20 protein-coding genes are annotated in these 18,640 nt (G+C 45.1%); all 20 read left to right on the top strand.

Features of this window, described 5'->3' with window-relative positions:
- Positions 1-13 precede the first annotated feature (13 nt).
- The 20 genes from rnz (at position 14) to ACT89M_RS16585 (ending at position 18,639) form a co-directional block, all read left to right on the top strand.
- Positions 14-958 carry a ribonuclease Z gene (gene rnz / locus ACT89M_RS16680; RefSeq protein WP_154890465.1) on the top strand — a complete coding sequence of 315 codons (945 nt, stop codon included), beginning with the start codon at positions 14-16 and terminating at the stop codon, positions 956-958.
- A gap of 122 nt (positions 959-1,080) precedes the next feature.
- Positions 1,081-1,245 (top strand): hypothetical protein, encoded by a 165-nt coding sequence (locus tag ACT89M_RS16675; protein ID WP_186809716.1) that lies wholly within the window; start codon positions 1,081-1,083, stop codon positions 1,243-1,245.
- An 80-nt stretch (positions 1,246-1,325) separates the two neighbouring features.
- Positions 1,326-2,135, top strand: coding sequence for a TIGR01457 family HAD-type hydrolase (locus tag ACT89M_RS16670; RefSeq protein WP_154890464.1), 810 nt, complete (start codon positions 1,326-1,328; stop codon positions 2,133-2,135).
- Between the two features lie 7 nt (positions 2,136-2,142).
- Positions 2,143-2,964, top strand: a complete 822-nt coding sequence (locus ACT89M_RS16665) for an Fpg/Nei family DNA glycosylase (RefSeq protein WP_154890463.1) — start codon at positions 2,143-2,145, stop codon at positions 2,962-2,964.
- A complete protein-coding gene (locus tag ACT89M_RS16660) occupies positions 2,954-3,802 on the top strand; it encodes a deoxyribonuclease IV (protein ID WP_154890462.1) in 849 nt (282 codons plus the stop codon). The genes ACT89M_RS16665 and ACT89M_RS16660 overlap by 11 nt, the downstream gene beginning before the upstream one ends.
- Before the next feature lie 18 nt (positions 3,803-3,820).
- Complete coding sequence (locus ACT89M_RS16655) at positions 3,821-4,162, top strand: cyclic-phosphate processing receiver domain-containing protein (protein WP_154890461.1); 342 nt, start codon at positions 3,821-3,823, stop codon at positions 4,160-4,162.
- Entirely contained in the window at positions 4,159-4,476 is a 318-nt protein-coding gene (locus ACT89M_RS16650) for a thioredoxin family protein (protein ID WP_145331543.1), read from the top strand. The genes ACT89M_RS16655 and ACT89M_RS16650 overlap by 4 nt, the downstream gene beginning before the upstream one ends.
- Complete coding sequence (locus ACT89M_RS16645) at positions 4,473-5,252, top strand: ABC transporter ATP-binding protein (RefSeq protein ID WP_154890460.1); 780 nt, start codon at positions 4,473-4,475, stop codon at positions 5,250-5,252. Before ACT89M_RS16650 ends, ACT89M_RS16645 begins: the two co-directional genes overlap by 4 nt.
- A 6-nt stretch (positions 5,253-5,258) precedes the next feature.
- On the top strand, positions 5,259-6,308 hold the full coding sequence (locus ACT89M_RS16640) for an SAM-dependent methyltransferase (protein WP_154983546.1): 1,050 nt from the start codon (positions 5,259-5,261) through the stop codon (positions 6,306-6,308).
- A 186-nt stretch (positions 6,309-6,494) separates the two neighbouring features.
- Entirely contained in the window at positions 6,495-7,982 is a 1,488-nt protein-coding gene (locus tag ACT89M_RS16635) for a serine/threonine protein kinase (RefSeq protein WP_308721660.1), read from the top strand.
- A gap of 16 nt (positions 7,983-7,998) precedes the next feature.
- Positions 7,999-9,021 (top strand): SAF domain-containing protein, encoded by a 1,023-nt coding sequence (locus ACT89M_RS16630; protein ID WP_308721661.1) that lies wholly within the window; start codon positions 7,999-8,001, stop codon positions 9,019-9,021.
- Positions 9,022-9,081: 60 nt separating this feature from the next.
- Positions 9,082-9,795, top strand: a complete 714-nt coding sequence (locus ACT89M_RS16625) for a hypothetical protein (RefSeq protein ID WP_308721662.1) — start codon at positions 9,082-9,084, stop codon at positions 9,793-9,795.
- Complete coding sequence (locus ACT89M_RS16620) at positions 9,792-10,622, top strand: CpaE/TadZ family protein (RefSeq protein ID WP_308721663.1); 831 nt, start codon at positions 9,792-9,794, stop codon at positions 10,620-10,622. Before ACT89M_RS16625 ends, ACT89M_RS16620 begins: the two co-directional genes overlap by 4 nt.
- Positions 10,623-10,656: 34 nt before the next feature.
- Complete coding sequence (locus ACT89M_RS16615) at positions 10,657-12,456, top strand: pilus assembly protein CpaF (RefSeq protein ID WP_487345317.1); 1,800 nt, start codon at positions 10,657-10,659, stop codon at positions 12,454-12,456.
- Positions 12,446-14,512: a hypothetical protein gene (locus tag ACT89M_RS16610; protein WP_308721665.1), complete on the top strand. Its 2,067-nt coding sequence runs from the start codon at positions 12,446-12,448 to the stop codon at positions 14,510-14,512. Before ACT89M_RS16615 ends, ACT89M_RS16610 begins: the two co-directional genes overlap by 11 nt.
- 61 nt (positions 14,513-14,573) lie before the next feature.
- Positions 14,574-15,059 carry an ABC transporter permease gene (locus tag ACT89M_RS16605; protein WP_090916729.1) on the top strand — a complete coding sequence of 162 codons (486 nt, stop codon included), beginning with the start codon at positions 14,574-14,576 and terminating at the stop codon, positions 15,057-15,059.
- Between the two features lie 16 nt (positions 15,060-15,075).
- The gene (locus tag ACT89M_RS16600) at positions 15,076-15,474 is read left to right on the top strand and encodes a hypothetical protein (protein WP_253494208.1); all 399 of its coding nucleotides are present in this window, start codon (positions 15,076-15,078) and stop codon (positions 15,472-15,474) included.
- Positions 15,471-16,022, top strand: coding sequence for a hypothetical protein (locus ACT89M_RS16595; RefSeq protein ID WP_308721666.1), 552 nt, complete (start codon positions 15,471-15,473; stop codon positions 16,020-16,022). The genes ACT89M_RS16600 and ACT89M_RS16595 overlap by 4 nt, the downstream gene beginning before the upstream one ends.
- Entirely contained in the window at positions 16,009-17,031 is a 1,023-nt protein-coding gene (locus ACT89M_RS16590; RefSeq protein WP_308721667.1) for a hypothetical protein, read from the top strand. Before ACT89M_RS16595 ends, ACT89M_RS16590 begins: the two co-directional genes overlap by 14 nt.
- Positions 17,032-17,085: 54 nt before the next feature.
- Complete coding sequence (locus tag ACT89M_RS16585; protein ID WP_308721668.1) at positions 17,086-18,639, top strand: ABC-F family ATP-binding cassette domain-containing protein; 1,554 nt, start codon at positions 17,086-17,088, stop codon at positions 18,637-18,639.
- Position 18,640 lies beyond the last annotated feature (1 nt).

Here is an 18,640-nt window from a genome sequence, read left to right as displayed (position 1 = left end):
GGTGCGATCCAGAATGGAACTATATTTCCTGGGAACTAATGCTGGTGTACCTACGCTGCAACGGAATGTAACGTCCATTGGACTACGCATGTTGGATGAGCGCAGAGCGCTGTGGTTGTTTGACTGCGGGGAAGGGACACAGCATCAGATTTTAAGTTCTCCGCTTAAACTAAGCAAATTGGAGAAAATATTTATTACCCATCTGCATGGTGACCATGTGTTTGGATTACCTGGTTTGCTGTCCAGTAGGGCATATCAGGGTGGAACGACTCCACTCACGGTGTATGGACCACCAGGGACGGAGCGCATGATTGCAACAACGATGGAGATTAGCCAATCTCGTTTGAATTATGATTTGAATATTGTGGAGCATACTGGCGGTGTACTGTTTGAAGATGACAGCTTTATCGTCGAATCGGCCCTGCTCGAACACCGTATTGACAGCTATGGGTATCGGGTTACGGAGAAAGATCGCCCAGGTAGTCTTGATTCGGCTAAATTAGCGGCTTACGGTCTGAAACCAGGCCCGTTGTTCGGACGGTTAAAGCGGGGAGAGACGATTACATTAGACAGTGGTGATACGGTACGTCCTGAGGATGTTTTAGGAGCACCGAAACGTGGAATGGTGATTACGATTCTGGGTGATACCCGTCCTTGCGAAAACGTGAAACCTCTGGCCCAGGATGCAGACGTTCTTGTTCATGAAGCGACGTTTATGCATGATCTGGCTGACACGGCTCATGAGTACTATCATAGTACGTCCAGACAAGCGGCGGAAGCGGCCCTGGCGGCGAATGTGGGTGAGCTTATTATGACTCACTTCAGTTCCCGTTATAAAGATGAGGAACAGCTTCAGCCACTACTCGATGAAGCGAAGAGTATCTTTCCGAACACAAGGCTTGCGAACGAGCACCAACTGATTCCTGTGGTTCATGGGAAGCTTGATTCTTCGCAATAAAGCAGAGGCCTTGATTCATGACGCAGGCCATATCAACAACCGGCGAGTGAGACGGGACTGAGGGAGAAATATTCCCGAGGTCCCTTTTGCAATCTGCTCAGAAAGCGTGTAGGATGGGCAATATGAGCAGGGAAATTTTCCGAATTATTTTCCGGGAAAGCGCAGGAAATGACAAGCTTGTACAGAAGACGCGCGAGTTAAACCGTCTGTGTTCGATCCGGTTCGACTTGTTATGTGCCTCTTTCAATGAGGCTGAACCCTCCTACATGCTTGAATACATAGTATAAAGGTTTGTTTGCATCGCCTGATTTTGTTAAGGGGATGAAATGTTAACAGAATGAAGGAATGAAGAGAGGAAGTGCAATGTATGATTAAGGCCTATCTGATCGATCTGGATGGTACATTGTATCATGGCAGGCATCGTATTGATGGAGCCGATGAGCTCATTCGCACGTTGCGAAAGCAGGGAGTACCTTATTTGTTCGTGACCAATAATTCTTCCCGTACACCTCAAGGTGTGGCTGATCATTTGAATGGCATGGGGATAGAAGCGGATGCTTCCGAGGTATGTACCTCTGCGGTTGCCGCGGCTGAATACGTTGCTGCAGATTTTCCGGGGGCGAAGGTAGCATGCATCGGGGAAGGTGGGCTGTTACAGGCCATTAAAGAAGCGGGTTTAATTCTGACGGAGGATGAGCCAGATGTTGTGATCCAAGGCATCGACCGTGAATTTACCTATCAAAAATTAACGAAGGCACTCCGCTGGATTAATGGGGGAGCTAAGTTTATTATGACTAACCCTGATCTTCAGCTTCCGGCTGATGATGGATTAACGCCCGGCGCGGGTACGATTGGGGCTGCCATCGAGGCAGCGACGGGCGTGCAACCAACGGTGATCGGCAAACCTTCAAGCATTATTATGAGATCAGCCATCCGTCGGCTGAATTTGAAGGCGGAAGAAGTGGCTGTTATCGGAGATAATATGCGCACGGATATTGCTGCAGGCGTGGCAGCAGGTTGTGAAACGATACTTGTTCTGACAGGTATTACTACACATGAAAATATGGATGGACATATTCAGGCCGTGAAAGCACGTCCAGATCATGTTTTTGAAGATTTGAATACACTGACTGCATGGTTAGCCCAAAAGGCAGGCCAGGCTTCCAAGAAGGAGTAGATAAAGAATGCCAGAGTTACCGGAGATGGAAAATTACAGGATGTTATTGTCCGAGCATATACTTGATTTACCGATAACAGGGGTAGTTGTGAACCGTGAAAAGACGATCAATACGACTGCTGATGTGTTCATAGATGAGTTAACAGGCAATCGGATTATATTTGTGGAACGGCGCGCTAAACATCTGATTTTTCACCTTGCAAACGGCAAACGTCTTGTGTTGCATCTTATGCTGGGTGGCATGTTGTTCTGGGGGACAGAGAACGATCGTCCTGACCGCACCACACAGGTAGAGATTCAATTCGGAGAACATATTCTGTTCTTCATCGGTTTGCGTCTTGGGTATTTGCATCTGATGACTTCCAAGGAGACAGAAGAAGCGATGTCCGATCTAGGTCCAGAACCTCTGGATCGAAGAATGAATAAGGAACGTTTTGCTGGACTGCTTAAAGGTCGCCGGGGAACACTCAAAACAACCTTGGTAAATCAACATATTATCGCTGGCATCGGCAATTGTTATTCAGATGAAATCGCCTTCGCTGCGGGACTTAGACCAAGCTCAAAAACGCAGAACATTGCAAACTCGACTGAACTGACAGAGCGACTGTATCACTCTATGCAATCGGTGTTACGTGAGGCTGCGCACGAGGGCGGTTATATGGAAATGCCGCTAATGCAGGGTGACAACAAAACAGGAAAGTTTGACGAGCAGTGCCGGGTCTATGACCGGGAGGGTGAAACTTGTCCTCGCTGCGGGGGAACCATTGAACGAGTTGAAATTACGGGCAAAAAGGCATTTTTCTGTCCGCAATGTCAGCATGAGGCCTAAAACCGGCATCGGCGCACATGTAAGCACTAAAGGTGGATTTTTACAGGCGGCTAAGAGAGCATATGAGATGGGAGCGACGGCTTTTCAGTATTTTCCGAAAAATCCGCGCAGTCTTAGCCTGAAAAGTCTTGATCAAAAAGATGCTACATTGTGCAGGGACTGGTGTGAAGAACATGGTATGGCATCCATTGCTCACTCACCTTATCCTACGAATCCGGCACTAGGTATGACCCGTGGAGAGGCGGGGTTTCATGCTATTGTTTCATCGATTCGCAATGATCTTGAGATTTCTAATGCATGTGGTTCGGTTGGAACGGTTGTTCATTTTGGCCATATACAGACGAAAGATCCGCTAGAGGGATATCGTAATTTGATTCACTGTCTGGACACCGCGCTGGAAGGGTGGCAAGGCGAATCCAAAATTTTGCTTGAAAATCAGGCAGGGGATCATGGACCCATGGGGACAACGATGGAGGAAATGATCCAGATTCGCAAGCTGAGTCGATTCCCTGAGCATATTGCATTTTGTTTCGACACATGTCATGCTTTTGCTTCAGGGATGTGGAAGGCTGGAGATGAGAACATTTTGTTGGAAAAAGGTAGGCAGCTGGAATATTGGGATGACCTGGCGGCTGTTCATTTTAATGATTCCAAATATGCATCCGGTCTGAACAAAGACAGACATGCGAGAATTGGTCATGGACATATGGGCTATGAATCAATGAAGAAACTGCTGCAATCACCCCATATTAAGCAGGCGGTAGTTGTAATGGAGACGGAAACAGGAGAAGACGGAACGCACAGTGAAGATATACAGCTCATGCGTTCGTGGTTATAAGTTGGGAGGTGCGAGACGATGCATGTTTTTCTGGATGACTATCGTTCTTGTCCAAAAGGGTTTGTTCTGGCTACCAATGCTGAGGAATGCCTCTTGTTATTGCGAGATGGCGAAGTAGACATTCTATCGCTGGACTATGAACTTGGGCCGGATTCGATGAATGGCGGTGAAGTAGCTGCATCGATTGTACGGGAAGGGCTCTATCCGCGTGAGATCTATTTACATACGTCGAGTATGTACGGAAAACGCCAGATGTACGAGATGTTGTATAGCAACAAACCTGATTCCGTTATAATTCATAACGGTCCGATGACAGGTGAAGTCATGTTGCGAGTGGCTGCGGAGGCTGAAAAGTTATGAAGCCGATTACGTCTAAAATGGTAATGCGGGGTGTATGGGAAGGGTTGCCTCAAGCGGTATTTATATATACTCCGTTATGCGGAACGTGTGCAGCAGCTCGTCGTATGCTGGAGGTCGCTGAGCATATGTTGCCAGAAGGTGTTTTATATGAGATGAATATTCATGATATTCCGGAGCTTGTGCAGCAGTTTCAGATTTCGAGTGTACCGGCTTTAATGTTGTTTGATGGTGAGCAAGATGTACCCAGGATGGTCTATCGGATGAACTCGGTTGAGCATCTGCTCAATGAGATTCGGAAGGCGGTGTTAAAATGAGTGTTGTAGTGATGGAGAACATTTCGCTTCGTCGCGAAGAAAATCAGATACTTGATGACGTTCATTTACGCATTGAACCAGGCGAACATTGGGTCATCCTGGGGCGTAATGGATCAGGTAAAACTACACTGCTGGAAATGATGAATGGATATATGTTTCCTAGTTCGGGACGCATTGAAGTGCTCGGTAATGTGTACGGGCAATGCGATGTCCGGGAGGTTCGCAAAGAGATCGGTTATATCAGCCAAACATTGATTGAAAAATTGACCTTACGTGATCCGGTATGGGAGGTTGTCGCTACAGGAGCCTATGCCTTTTTACGCTTTTATCAGACGATTCCAGAAGAAGTGAAAACAAAGGCGATGCAGCTGCTGGAGGAGATGGGTTTCTCAAAACTGGCAAATCAACCGCTGGGAACGTTATCCCAGGGAGAACGCAAAAAAGTCATGTTGGCACGTTCGTTAATGGCTGAACCAAAGCTGCTTATTATGGACGAGCCTTGTGCTGGCCTTGATCTGTATGAACGTGAGAAGATGCTGATTGAGATTGATCGTCTGCGCCAGCGGAATATGACGGTGGTGTACGTCACCCATCATGTGGAAGAGATCGTGCCGTTGTTTACTCATGTCGCATTGATCCGTGATGGACGCATTGATGCGGCGGGGCCAAAACATGAGATTTTAACAGAAGATACAATTAAGCATACGTATGATATTCCGGTGGAAATTCAGTGGCATGAGGATCGTCCATGGATACACGTACGTTCTGGAGGGTAACACAAGTTGAGTACACAATCACTTTCGGGAGAAACAGACTTTTCCCGTTTTATATGCACCGCCAATCACGGCTTTGCACCTTATGCGCAGGAGGAACTGCGCCGCACTTTTGGAGCAGTGAAGAGCACGGTGCTGGTTCCAGGTGAGATTCTACTGGCTGGTTTACCAGTTGCAGAGGAAGAAGTCTCGATTAGACTTCTGCAAGAGTCTCCGACGTTTTTACGTCACATTCAGCCTGTTCAATTTCAAGAGAATACAGAGGATACGGAGCAGTCTCTGGAGAAATTGATTGCATTTATTCTGAACCATAAGGAATTGTCTGGGGCTAAAGTAGTCATGCAAACTCGCAAAACGGAGAGTTCTTTTTGGGGCGAAAACGCAGCTTCATTGAAACAAATGCTGACGGAAAAACTGGGTGATCTGGGCTGTGAATGGGTTATTCGGGATGCGGAATATGTCATTTCGGTATTTGCTGCTAATGATATGTTATATGCAGGTGTATCCAGACCCGAACAGAATCTGTCCGACTGGAGTGGTGGAGCGATCCGTTTTCAGAAGGAAGAAGGACAAATCTCTCGAGCCAAGTTTAAGTTGCTTGAAGCGGAGCAAACGTTTGGTATTGATTTTACTTCGTTTCACAAGGCACTTGATATTGGCGCAGCACCTGGGGGATGGACATCATTTCTGCTTGAGCGCGGGCTTGAGGTAACAGCAGTAGACCCGGCAAAGATGGATGCAACCTTGCTCGCTTCACCTAAATTGACGTTTTTGAAAAAAAATGCAGGCGATGTGCGTTTCCGCGAAGGTGAATTCGATCTGCTTGTATGTGATATGAGCTGGAGTCCGAAGCTGATGAGCAGACTGGTATCTGACCTTCTGTATAGTCTCCAATCCGGTGGGACAGCCATTGTTACGGTGAAATTGCTTCACAAAAAACCACTTGCGCTTATAAAAGAAGTGATCGATACGTTTGAGCGTTCACGGATGCAGATTCAGCGTTCAAAGCAGCTGTTTCATAATCGTGAAGAGATCACATTATATATGATTAAATATTAAGTCATTTAACTTATAAAATATTCTGCTTTACAACGGTTGATTATGTGTACTATAATGATACCAATATTAACCATAACGACAATAAATTTGAGGGAAAGCATCCCGAAGTGAGCATGACTGGAATTCCAGTGTGCTCATTATCGGTGAAGCTTTCCCTTTTTATGTTGTTTGGAAGGAGGTAGACCTATGAGACATCCGGCGAGGCTGGAACGCGGGAGCCTGCTGGGAGGAAGATATCGTATCCTATCGATTCTTGGTTCAGGAGGAATGAGCCATGTGTATGAGGCAGAGGATTTGAAGCTGCCAGGGAAGATCTGGGCTGTGAAGGAAAGTGTCACGAAGCTGCCCTATGAAGGCAGTATGGAGAGAGAAGCGGCTCTGTTGACATCACTTCGGCATCCGAGACTTCCGCAGATTGTTGATTTTTTTGCTCCTGACGATGACGGTTATACGTACCTTGTCATGGAATATATTGAAGGGTTAACGCTGAGCGACTACTTCAAACAGTGCCGGGGTAAAATTCCGGTGGAACAGTTGATGGAATTTGTACTTCAATTACTGGATGTTCTAAGTTATTTGCATAACTTGGATCCTCCTGTCATTTACCGAGACCTGAAGCCGTCCAACATTATGATTACACCAGAGCATGAAGTGCGCTTGATTGATTTTGGCATTGCCCGCAGTTATAAGACGCATCTTGCTGAAGATACGGTTAAACTCGGGACTGCCGGATTTGCGGCACCAGAACAATATGGTTCCGGACAAACGGATGCCCGTTCAGATCTATATAGTCTTGGAGCCCTGATGCTGTATCTAATGACGAGTGGAGCTTACACTGAATGGATTCAAGGCGTAGAAAGTTCTATACGGAGTGATGTCCCGCGAACATACGCCCCTGTTGTCAGACGATTGCTACGATATGACGTGAATGAAAGGTTTCAAACGGCGAATGAGGTGAGGAAGGAGCTGCTTCGAATACCGGGAATGATGTCCTCGCCTGTAGATCAACAGCCAATGCTTGGCGGGGGCACGAGAGTGATTGCTCTTACCGGGGTTTCAGCTGGTGCTGGTGTTACTCATACAGCGATAGCGATCAGCCATTATCTGGAGAGGCAGAATTTTAAGGTCGCGGTGATCGAAATGTCACCTCGCTCTCAATCATTTACACGTATCCAGCACATTGCGTTAGGTGGTAAACCTGTAGCATCAAGCAGGCAGTTTGCGGTGGATGGCGTGCATTATTGGAAGCAGTCTGGCCGGGCCGATATTTTATCCCTGCTGGGCGGCAGCTATCAATTTATTGTGATGGATCTAGGAAGCGGACAGGATCAGAATCGATTAGAGGAGCTTTTGCGTGCAGATCTGCCTATCATTATTGGTTCTGGTGCAGAATGGAAACAAGCGGAGATTGGAGCTTTTGTACGCACGCATTATCGCTTTCCCCGGGAGAAATGGATATACTGCCTTCCGCTCGCCGCAACAGACGCAGTGGAGCGTGTACGTGAAACACTGGATACATCCCACGTATACGGTTTACCACTGCAGCTGGACCCATTTGACAAGGATGTTCATATGGATAAGGTATTCTCACAAATTCTAGGGCATTTAATGGTACGGCAGCCCCCAAAACGTTCATTTTTTTCACTTAAAAAGTACATGAGTAGAGGAGATTAGGAAAGGAGAGCCTCTTTTGTCCAAATTAAGAAAACAAAGTCGTCAACTGATTTATGCAGGACTGATTGGAGCAGGAGCTGTCGGTATGATTTTTGGAAGTTATGTGGTATATCAGCTGAGCACCAAAGAGGATGTCAGATCAGCTATGGAGGCCCGTTATCTGTCAGCATATGAGGAGAAAGAAGCGGAATTGTTGCAGCAGTGGAATTCTGGTGCCCGAGGGTGGGTAACCATCAGGGATATCGAAGCGGGAGAACTTATCTCACCAGAGGATCTGAAACTGATTGCGATACCGGACGCTCAGGCTCCACGCAATCTATGGTCTAGTTCGCAGAAGCTGGAAGGGCATTCAGCTAAAATTGAGCTTAAAAAAGGAACGGCGATTACAACGGAGATGGTATATGAGGGGACACCTGCATCAGCTGATTTAAGAAATCGCGAGTTGCAAGTGGTATTGCTACCATCTTCGCTAGCCAAAGGAGACATGATCGACGTACGTATTCAGTTTCCTACAGGTCAAGACTACATTCTCTTGTCCAAGAAAAAGGTGGAACGGTTAAACGCAGCAACACTATGGATTACGATGACAGAAGAAGAAATTTTGTCGTTGTCCAGTGCAATCGTGGATGCCTATTTACATAAAGCTTCAATCTACGCTCTAACCTATGTAGAACCACAATTTCAGACAGCAGCTATTCCGACATATCCAGCCAATTCCGAAGTGTTAAAGCTACTGGAGAGTGATCCCAACATCGTTCGTCATGCCGAGCAGGAATTAACGAGACAAGTTCGAAGTTCACTCGAAAGTTCGCTCGCTGCCTCCATGTCAGCCCCATCTAACGGTGTCGAACAAGATGTGGCACAATCTTCTGTTACGTATAATAAAAGGCCAACAGTTCAAGATTCATCTGAGCATCAAGGAACGATCTGGAACGACGGATCAGGCAATAGGGGAACAGATCACACGGGAGAGGCACCGGACGTTATTGAATCTTCAACTTTGAACGAGCAACAGCAATTGCTGACGGGAAATGAGTAATTTGCATTAAATCATTAATTCTTATAACAATATTAAATTGAGATTGAGGGGCGCTGATCAGTGCACATTTGGATTTTTGCAGGTTTATGTGAGAAAAATGATCTGATGTTATATCTGAGTAAAATACTTGCTTCAACAGGTAAGCGAGTTCTCTTAGTGGACGGTACGTTGCAACAAAAATATGGATACAGTGTTGGAGATCATCAGCAATTATTACGAGTTGTGGAATTTGAGGGATTTGATATTGCATGTCATTTTGTTACTTCAATGGCGGTAGAACAGCATTTGCAGATCAACGGTGAGAGCCTGGATGGTTATGATTATGTGTTATATGACATCGAGACCTTGCACTTTGCTTCACGTCATTTATGGCTTACCGCAGAAGTTCGCGTCTGGGTGAGCGATTATGAACGATATAATCTGGAACGAGGGAAAGGGTGGCTGGAAAAGTTATTCAACGAGCATGAGCTTCCTGAAGAACTGGCTTTCCAACGAATGCTGATTAATGGAGTGGATTGTAGACTTGAAGCCCATTATCTGTGGGCCTACCTTGAGGGTGGCCCCTTTCGTTGGACTGGAGAGTCCCTGATCCTTCCGTGGGATGAATTGAGTGCTGCGGTCAAGCTTGAAAATGAACATTATCACCGTGTGAATCTCGGCCCACTGTCCAGAAATTACAAAAAATCCTTATGTCGTGTTGTGGAACAACTGACCGGGTGGGAGAGCGTTCGCAGCCGCCGTGCGATCAAAGAAGCGGGGAGGATGAGGGCATGAGTACGATTGCTTTTTGGAGTCCATTTGCTGAAACGGGATGTTCCTCAAGTGCATTAATGAGTGCCTATGCGACAGCATTCCAGTATAGAGCCAGAGTATTGCTTGTCAACACAGGTCCAGCAAATTATGGTGTAGAATCAGGCATATTTCAGGATGAGAAGAGTTCAGCCGATGTCTCGTATTCTTTTGAAGAAAATGGTTGGGATGCTGTCGAACGTCTGTTTATTAGTGGTAGCCTTAACAAGCACAACCTGAAAGATTACACCAAACCGCTGTTGAAAGAGCAGCTTGATCTACTGACTGGGAGCGTGTATAGAAATGAGCGCTCTGTGAGTGAAAAAGGGGAGTTGTTAAAAAAACTGCTGGAGACTGCTAATCAATGTTATGATCTTGTGCTTCTGGATGCAGGGCAATCTAATGTTGATTCACAGCTTATCGTGCAGCAGGCTGATTATGTTGTCGTTGTTCTGAATCAGAATATGAGGCATCTGGAACACTTTTTCGAAGAGATCCTGCCTGAACAAATAACGGAACGGAAGCTACATGTACTTATCAATAAATATGATTCACACTCTCGTGCTACACTCTCCAATATAAAGCGTGGTTTTAGATACAAGGGAAGTCTTTCCGCAGTCCCATATACGACCGGGTATCTGGATGCGATCAACCGCAGAGATGTCGCCAGATACTTGCAACTTGAGAGTCTGACTGAGAAAAAACAAGTTCAAAAAGGGAGTTTTGCCTTAGCTATGGCTGAACTCGCTCGCCTGATTATGGATGGTACGGGCATGCGTACTGTGCTGAAGAGGCTGGAAAGGGGAGCCTGAATCTCTAGTGGTCTGGAATGCGATATTCATCACAATGATTCTAATTACAGGTATGTGGTATGTATGGTTCAAGTATCGAGCCTATATGCGGGAAAAAAATGAACGTATACCTGAGCAGGAGTACTTTACGTTTGAGACATTGATTGAACAAGTAAAAAATTCATTGCATGAAATAAGCCATAGCCAACTTGCCGATGCCGGTTTACATGAAGAAGAGTATCGCCGTAGAATCAATCAACGAGCTGAGATGAGAAAGGCGCTCAAAAGCTGTGTATCAGGAAGCATCAGTGACAAGACGTATGTCAAAAACCTGATTAGTGACTTGTTGACACGAAGTATTGGTTTGAATAAATCCAACGTCGACGAAGTGATGATGTTTGCTGAACCAGAACGATTAAGCGTGCAAGACCGCTTCGAGATCATCTTTTATTTATACCGTGAGCAATTTGGGGTAGATGCTCTTTCCAGAATGATTGATACCTATGATTTAGGTAAACTTAGGCAGGAACATGGCTCAGAAGATGGCGGAAGTTACTATATTTCCGATCAAGATATCCAGCATGTTTTTGATTGTGAATACCGGGAATTGGGATTTAGAGAAAAGGTAGAAATTATCGTGCAGCGTATATATCAAAATTATAAAGGATTCTCGGTAGTAGATGAAATCAGGGATCAACGGATCGATGGTGTCAGCGGAGGGGTAAGCGGGGCTCTTGAAATACTGCCACATAAGGGAAATCATGTACCCGCTTCATGGAATGATCTTTTGGAACATGCTTTTGAGGATGAGCATAACGAGGAACCGCTAAGCGGGATGGAGAGTGTATGGATTTTTTATAAAGGGAAGTCTATTCATTTGTCTTTCTTAAGCTTTGGCAGTATCCGGGAGTTGAAACGAGTGTGTCAGAACATATATAAATACAATTATCCTGGTCAATTATCGGAATCAAGTGGTTATAAAGTGAATGAGATGAAAGACGGCTCACATGTTGTCGTTGTGCGTCCTCCTTTTGCGGAATCCTGGGCATTCTTTGTTCGGAAGTTTGATATTCCCAACGCCTCCCTTGAACAATTGATTACAGGTAACAACGCACAATTACCAATAGAACTGTTGCAATATTTGATGAAAGGTAGTCGGATCACGGCAGTAACCGGTGCACAGGGCTCTGGTAAAACAACATTGCTTATGGCGATGGTGAAACATATCTATGCTTCCTATACTTTGCGTGTACAGGAGATGGCATTTGAGTTGCAATTAAGACGGATATACAGTCGCCGTAACATTCTGAGTTTTCGGGAAACGGAACATATATCGGGTCAGCAAGGACTGGATTTACAGAAAAAAACAGATGGGACAGTAAACATTCTCGGTGAGGTTGCGAGTGATGAGGTGGCTGCCTGGATGATTCAGATGTCACAGGTGGCGAGTTTGTTTACCCTGTTTACACATCACGCCAAGACATTCCGTGATCTGGTGTTTTCACTCCGGAATTCATTACTTAAAACAGGTATGTTTCAGCATGAACATATTGCCGAAGAACAGGTTGTCAGTGTCATTAACTTTGATGTTCATATGAAAAAAGATGCAGAGGGCCGCAGATATATTGAGCGGATTACTGAATGTATTCCCCACTCCCTTGAAGCAGAAAATATGAAAGAAAGTGCTGGGTTCACATTTAGAAATGTCGTAGAGTATCGCCAAGGGAAATATGTGGCTACTGCTCCGATCTCGGCTTCTAGCATCGAAGACATGCAGGAGCAGATGACGCTACCAGATGCCGAGAAGTTTGGGCGGTTTATTGGACAACACTGGGGTGAAACCTATGAGCATTAAATGGCTATTGTTGGTTGTAGTCAGTTTTTGTGTAGTTGGTTTAGTCATCACGCTGATCATTCTTCGTATGCTGAGGCAGAGAGAGTCAACCTCGATGTACGCTGCGGGGAAAATCGTGAATTTTCAAGGCAAGAAGTATAGAGATTGGGGAAGTTTCCTGTTGCAGACATATCAAGTCGGTATGAAGATACCCTTGCTTTCCTCGTATATTTTGCAAGTGCAAAAAAGAATCTCATATCGTTATGCCAGTGATGAACCAGCGCTTCGCAGAGTCACGATGACTGTTGTTCTGATTATTATGGGCGGGTACGGAAGTGTAAGTACAGTGTTGTTTTGGTTACAGCCAGGTATCGCCTTTATTCTTCTGGCTACGCTGTGTGCTATCGTGCTGAATAGTCTTGTGTTAGATATGTGCCTGAGTCGTATGGAGAAAAAACTGCTGGTGCAAATGCTAGATTTGTTCGCCGATGTAAGACATCGGTATCATCAGCATGGCATGGTTGAGGAAGCGCTCTATGAAGCGTCCGAAGCAGGTACAGGAGAAGCTGCCGAGCAGGTGAGGCTAATCTATGAAGCGTTGACTTCTCCCGACCCCAATGAAGCACTTGAACGATATTATGAAGTGGCACCCAACCGTTTTCTCAAAGGTTTTGCCGGTGTATCTTATATGGTGATGGAGTTCGGAGATAAGGATAAGGAGCAGGGCTCCATCTATCTGAAAGGTATAGGTAATCTTACTCAGGAGATACACCTGGAGATATTAAGGCGTGACAGGCTTGATTATCTGCTACAAGGGTTAAACGTGATTGCTCTTGTACCTGTACTCTTTACAGGGCCAATTGAGCGTTGGGCTCGGGTCAGTTTCCCGACGATGGATGATTTTTATCGTAGCAAACTTGGTTTTATCACTAAAATATCCATATACATTATCATCATTGTTGCTTACTTGCTATTACAGCGTCTTCAGCAATATGATGAAACCCGCTACCGTTCCGGGAAGAAACAATGCAGACTGGATCGTTTTTTGTATAAGCATATTTTTTTGCGGAGGCTGGCGATGCTTTTTGCAGCCAAACCCGGAACAACTCCTTACAATCAGATGATCAGGTTAATGAGAGAGAGCAGTACCGAGCTGAAATATGAATGGTTAGCTATTCGCAGATTATTGCTATTCGCTAGTTGTCTGGTTCTGACTGTAAGCTTGATTCTTTTGCTACATCAAGTCGAGCGTAATCACATATTGCACGATCCAATCAGGGATGACCGCATGTTTGGTGCAATGTCAGAGGCAGATTTGAAAGTTGCCCGAGAGAAGACCGCACTGGATGGAAAGGTTATGGCGTATGTTGAGATGAAGCGGGCGGCCACATACGAAGATATTTCCATCGCGCTGTTGCAGCTTACACCAGCCCAGCTTGATCATGATGCTCAGACGGCAACAATTCAGCGGATTATAGACAAGATCGAAGCATATAACAACCAATATATGCGATGGTGGGAGATTGTTTTGGCACTGCTTATAGGTATAGGGGGATATAATCTGCCCATCTGGCTTATGTTGTTCCAGCGTAAAATGCGAAGGTTGGATATGAGACATGAAATTTATCAATTTCAGACAGTCATTTCAATTTTACGAGAGATGGATCGAATGTCTGTAGAGGAGATTGTAGAATGGCTTAATCGATTCGCTGTCATTTTCAAAAGGCCACTACAAAAGTGTTTGTTGCACTTCGAACATGGGCCTGAACAAGCGCTTGAACAATTAAAAGAGGAGGTGGGTTTGCCTGAATTTCAACGTTTGATTGATAAACTGCAACTGGCTCTAGGTAAAATATCCATTCGAGAAGCTTTTGATGATTTAGAAAGCATGATGGCCTTTTATTTTGAACAGCGCAAACAGGAGTACAGCAAAATCATTGATATCAAGGCTGGATGGGGGAGGACGATCGGTTTTACACCCATGTACGCTCTGATCTTCATGTATCTTGTTATTCCGCTGGTAGGCATGAGTTTTGTACAGATGAGCATGTATTATGAACAAATCCAGAAACTGTAGTGTTTCGCTTGTACGAAGAACTGAAAAATAATCATTCATAACACTTTAGGAGGTATTTAGTATGAATAATGCATCAAGTGCTTTAAAGGTGGCAGCGGGGATATTTTTGACGATTGCTTTGATTACGATTGTAGTGTTGTTATTTATTTCGGCTCAGGAGGCAACGAAAACAGCCCAGAATAACTTTGCAGATATTCAAACCGAGCTTTCTCAGGCAGCATTTACGGTGTATGACGGAACAACCATCAGTGGATCACAAGTGACCAATGCATTACGGAAATACGCGGACAAGGACCAGTTTGGTATTCAGGTTATTACAGGTAAAAACAAAGGCGGACAGTGGTACGGTAATCAGCTCAACATCTCTCAGGACGTTAATAATGCGGACTATGGTTCTGTCATTGCACCTGATGACAAGGTAGGCAGCATTAATCAGACGATGAGTGAAAAGGACAATCAATACGTTAATCCAAGCGGTAAATTTAAGGCCATTATCGTTAAAGACCGATCCAATGTGGTTAGAGGTCTGATTTTCCAGCAATCCTGACTGGAGCTGGTTGAATATGACCCGGAACACACAGCATATGATGCTGTTCTGTACGGCGGTTGTCCTTTTTGTGACAGCCTGCTTGTACGGGCAGTGGAATATCCGTATTTTAAACGAAGCCTTGAATGACAGAGTGAAAACAAATGCGGCTATGGAAGGAAGAGTTCATACGACACTTCTTACAGGTGGTTTTGTCGGATACACCGGAGCTGAGGTTCTGCATACGGTGCGGCAAATGACAGGTACAGGGGTTCATGTTGAGTTAGACGGTCATGAGTATGTGATTGATCCACTTGAACATCGATCAGCTATGGTTCCGGTTGAGCTGGATGGGAATTATCGAGCTGAATATAACCGAAGTGCATCCGGTGAATTGTTAAAGCTTTCTTTTTGGAAGGAGGTACAGGGACCGTGATCAATGCAGTATCCAAATTGTTTGCGGTAATGCTTGCCGTTCTACTGCTCTATGTGTATCCTGCAGCCGAGACTGCTGAACGTCAGGATGATATTGCACGCTTGACAGCGACTCAGAGTGTCATACGATTTGTGGATGCTGTCCGCACCAAGGGATATATCTCACCTCGAATGCTCGCGGAGTTTCAAGAACAGTTAGCCCAAACGGGCAATAACTATGACATATCCATGGAACATTTACACAAAAAATATGTCCCCCAGTATTCAGATCCGATGATTCAGAGTAGCTTCACGGGTACATACGAGGTTGTTCATGATGCATACTACTTGTCACAGATTCAGGAGCGGTTATATCCGTTGTCTAGCGCATTGTCCGTCGATGATCCCGGGCGCAGATATACGCTCAATATGGGTGACTTCTTCACCGTGAGTCTTAAAAGTACCAACCGCACACCTTCCATGATGATACGAGAATGGTTACAAGGTACAGTTCAGGCTTCTGCGGTTTTTGCTTCTTATGGAGGTATGGTACTGAATGAAGATTACTGAGCTTTCTATCGTGTTTATTCTCATTTTCTTTCCGTTATTTTATATCCTCTCGTTTCATACGCAAGATGCGCAAGAGGCCAATGAACTGGCTTATCGCTACAAAACAGCGTTACAAACCGCAGTTATGGATGCTGGTGCGGTCATGCACCAGAATGAAAAACAACATGCTGAAGCAGGTTATGATTCTGCCAAGTTTGTTAAAGCGGATAAGGAACTGGCGTTGACCACCTTTACCCAAACGATGGCATTAAACATGGGCATACAGGATGACAAGGAAGCTATTCAACATATGTTTGATTATATTCCAGCGGTTGTAGTTCTGGATTATGATGGTTATTACATTTTTGCCAAGGAAACCGAGATGACTGGGGAGATGGAAAAGTCTCATAGACATGTGTGGAGTCCCAAAAAACCTTATACATATTCAGATTCAGACGGAAATAGCATTAATTTCACACTTGACGGTTATGTGTATGCTTATGATGCTGGTGCAGGGAAATGGATCGAAGGATTTCAGCAGGAGCTGGCCTCGAATTCCACGATTCCATTGTTTCAGGACTCTACAACTTTTGAACAGGTGCGGCGTAGCCGGATCGTGACCCGAATACAGGAAGAGCTTGCAGACGTAATCAATCGACATAATGAATTTGCCAGGAGAAATGGTGTCGCTTATCTATTCACGATGCCTTTAGTCTCGCAGGAAGATTGGTACAATTCGATCAATGATACGGGTATTATGGCTTTTATACAGGGGATCGCTGTAGGGGGTCAGAAGATTAACAATTATGCCATTGGTGGAGGCCGGCTAGTCAAAAAAACAGCGATCATTGGCGGGATTGATCCCGAAACAGGCATAAAATATCATTATCCTGCCACCTGTAACCCCGGTTTTCGTGCTGAAGAGGTGTTTACAACTGCAAGACAGGCAGCGGCCAGAGGTTATTTCGAATATGATTGCTTCGCGCAAGTGTCATTACTTTCAGAAAAGACTGAACCTGTGCTAGAATAGGGTTTTGGAACGTGAACTAAAAGTAATGTATATAGATAGGAGCAGTCTCATCTTATGAGTTTATTGTCAGTAGAGAACGTCAGTCACAATTTTGGAGACCGTACGTTATTTAAAAATGTTTCGTTTCGTCTGCTTGCTGGAGAACGAGTGGGTCTGGTTGGGGCTAATGGTGCCGGAAAATCAACCCTAATGAATATTCTCACCGGAAAATTGCTTAAGGATAGCGGTAAAGTGGAATGGACGCCAAAAGTTCGATATGGCTATTTGGATCAACATACGAAGTTAACACCGGGCAAGACCATTCGTGATGTGCTTAAAGATGCTTTTTTGCCGCTACTGGAACTGGAGAAGCAAATGATGGCCATTACGGATCAGATGGCTGATGCCGATCCAGACAAACTTGAGCAGTTGCTTGAAGAAATGGGAGATATTCAGGAACAGCTTGAACAGGGCGATTTTTATCTGATTGATGTGAAAGTGGAAGAAATGGCAAACGGTTTGGGATTAAATGCAATTGGCCTTGATCGGGATGTTGCGGCTCTCAGTGGTGGACAACGTACGAAAGTCCTGCTTGCAAAATTGTTGTTGGAGAAACCCACTGCCCTTTTGTTGGATGAGCCGACAAATTATCTGGATGTAGAGCATATTGAGTGGCTAACTAGATATTTGAAAGACTACCCATATGCTTTTCTATTGATTTCCCATGATACAGAGTTCATGAATGAAGTGGTTAATGTCATTTATCATCTGGAATTTGCTAAATTGACGCGTTATGCGGCCAACTATGAGAAATTTCTTGAAATGGCAGATATGCAGAAAGCACAGCATATTGATGCCTATGAGAAGCAACAGGAATACATCAAAAAGCAGGAAGATTTCATTCAACGCAACAAAGCTCGAGCTTCGACCTCTGGTCGAGCGAAAAGCCGGGAAAAACAACTTGGAAAGGTCGAGCGAATTGATCGACCAGACGAAGCAGCAAAACCAGCATTTAAGTTCAAGGATGCCCGCGCAAGCAGCAAAACCGTTTTTGAAGGTATTGATTTTGAGATCGGTTATACGTATCCATTACTACCTAAGATGACCATGACGATTGAACGTGGTGAAAAGATCGCGATTGTGGGGTGCAACGGGGTAGGTAAATCAACACTGCTTAAAACGATCTTGGGTAAAATAGCGCCAATTAGCGGAAAAACGTTTCTTGGAGATTATTTGGAGACGGCATACTTTGAACAGGAAGTACGAGCCGGGAATATTACACCGATCGATGATGTATGGAACGAGTTTTCACATCTAACGCAGAACGAGGTGCGAGGACATCTTGCACGTTGCGGGCTCAAAAATGAGCATATTACGCGTCCGCTTAACATGCTGAGCGGGGGAGAGCAAGCCAAAGTCCGTTTGTGCAAACTGTTGATGCGGGAGAGCAACTGGGTCTTGTTTGATGAGCCGACGAACCATCTGGATGTAACGGCGAAGGCTGAGCTACAGCGGGCACTGAAGGAATATAAAGGAACCGTTTTGCTTGTATCGCACGAACCGGATTTTTATGAAGGCTGGGTCACCAAAACGTGGGATGTAGAAGAGTGGTCCGAAAAAGCACGATGAC

Source organism: Paenibacillus sp. NN59, from assembly GCF_057597225.1.
This window is presented reverse-complemented; position numbering and strand designations above follow the sequence as displayed.

What these genes read in the sequence shown, in the direction of transcription:
- ACT89M_RS16635 (WP_308721660.1), top strand. Translation starts at nt 6,495, where the DNA reads ATGAGACATCCGGCGAGGCTGGAACGCGGGAGCCTGCTGGGAGGAAGA.
- ACT89M_RS16615 (WP_487345317.1), top strand. Translation starts at nt 10,657, where the DNA reads ATGATTCTAATTACAGGTATGTGGTATGTATGGTTCAAGTATCGAGCC.
- ACT89M_RS16665 (WP_154890463.1), top strand. Translation starts at nt 2,143, where the DNA reads ATGCCAGAGTTACCGGAGATGGAAAATTACAGGATGTTATTGTCCGAG.
- ACT89M_RS16660 (WP_154890462.1), top strand. Translation starts at nt 2,954, where the DNA reads ATGAGGCCTAAAACCGGCATCGGCGCACATGTAAGCACTAAAGGTGGA.
- rnz (WP_154890465.1), top strand. Translation starts at nt 14, where the DNA reads ATGGAACTATATTTCCTGGGAACTAATGCTGGTGTACCTACGCTGCAA.
- ACT89M_RS16675 (WP_186809716.1), top strand. Translation starts at nt 1,081, where the DNA reads ATGAGCAGGGAAATTTTCCGAATTATTTTCCGGGAAAGCGCAGGAAAT.
- ACT89M_RS16585 (WP_308721668.1), top strand. Translation starts at nt 17,086, where the DNA reads ATGAGTTTATTGTCAGTAGAGAACGTCAGTCACAATTTTGGAGACCGT.
- ACT89M_RS16650 (WP_145331543.1), top strand. Translation starts at nt 4,159, where the DNA reads ATGAAGCCGATTACGTCTAAAATGGTAATGCGGGGTGTATGGGAAGGG.
- ACT89M_RS16620 (WP_308721663.1), top strand. Translation starts at nt 9,792, where the DNA reads ATGAGTACGATTGCTTTTTGGAGTCCATTTGCTGAAACGGGATGTTCC.
- ACT89M_RS16670 (WP_154890464.1), top strand. Translation starts at nt 1,326, where the DNA reads ATGATTAAGGCCTATCTGATCGATCTGGATGGTACATTGTATCATGGC.
- ACT89M_RS16600 (WP_253494208.1), top strand. Translation starts at nt 15,076, where the DNA reads ATGACCCGGAACACACAGCATATGATGCTGTTCTGTACGGCGGTTGTC.
- ACT89M_RS16590 (WP_308721667.1), top strand. Translation starts at nt 16,009, where the DNA reads ATGAAGATTACTGAGCTTTCTATCGTGTTTATTCTCATTTTCTTTCCG.
- ACT89M_RS16605 (WP_090916729.1), top strand. Translation starts at nt 14,574, where the DNA reads ATGAATAATGCATCAAGTGCTTTAAAGGTGGCAGCGGGGATATTTTTG.
- ACT89M_RS16610 (WP_308721665.1), top strand. Translation starts at nt 12,446, where the DNA reads ATGAGCATTAAATGGCTATTGTTGGTTGTAGTCAGTTTTTGTGTAGTT.
- ACT89M_RS16645 (WP_154890460.1), top strand. Translation starts at nt 4,473, where the DNA reads ATGAGTGTTGTAGTGATGGAGAACATTTCGCTTCGTCGCGAAGAAAAT.
- ACT89M_RS16655 (WP_154890461.1), top strand. Translation starts at nt 3,821, where the DNA reads ATGCATGTTTTTCTGGATGACTATCGTTCTTGTCCAAAAGGGTTTGTT.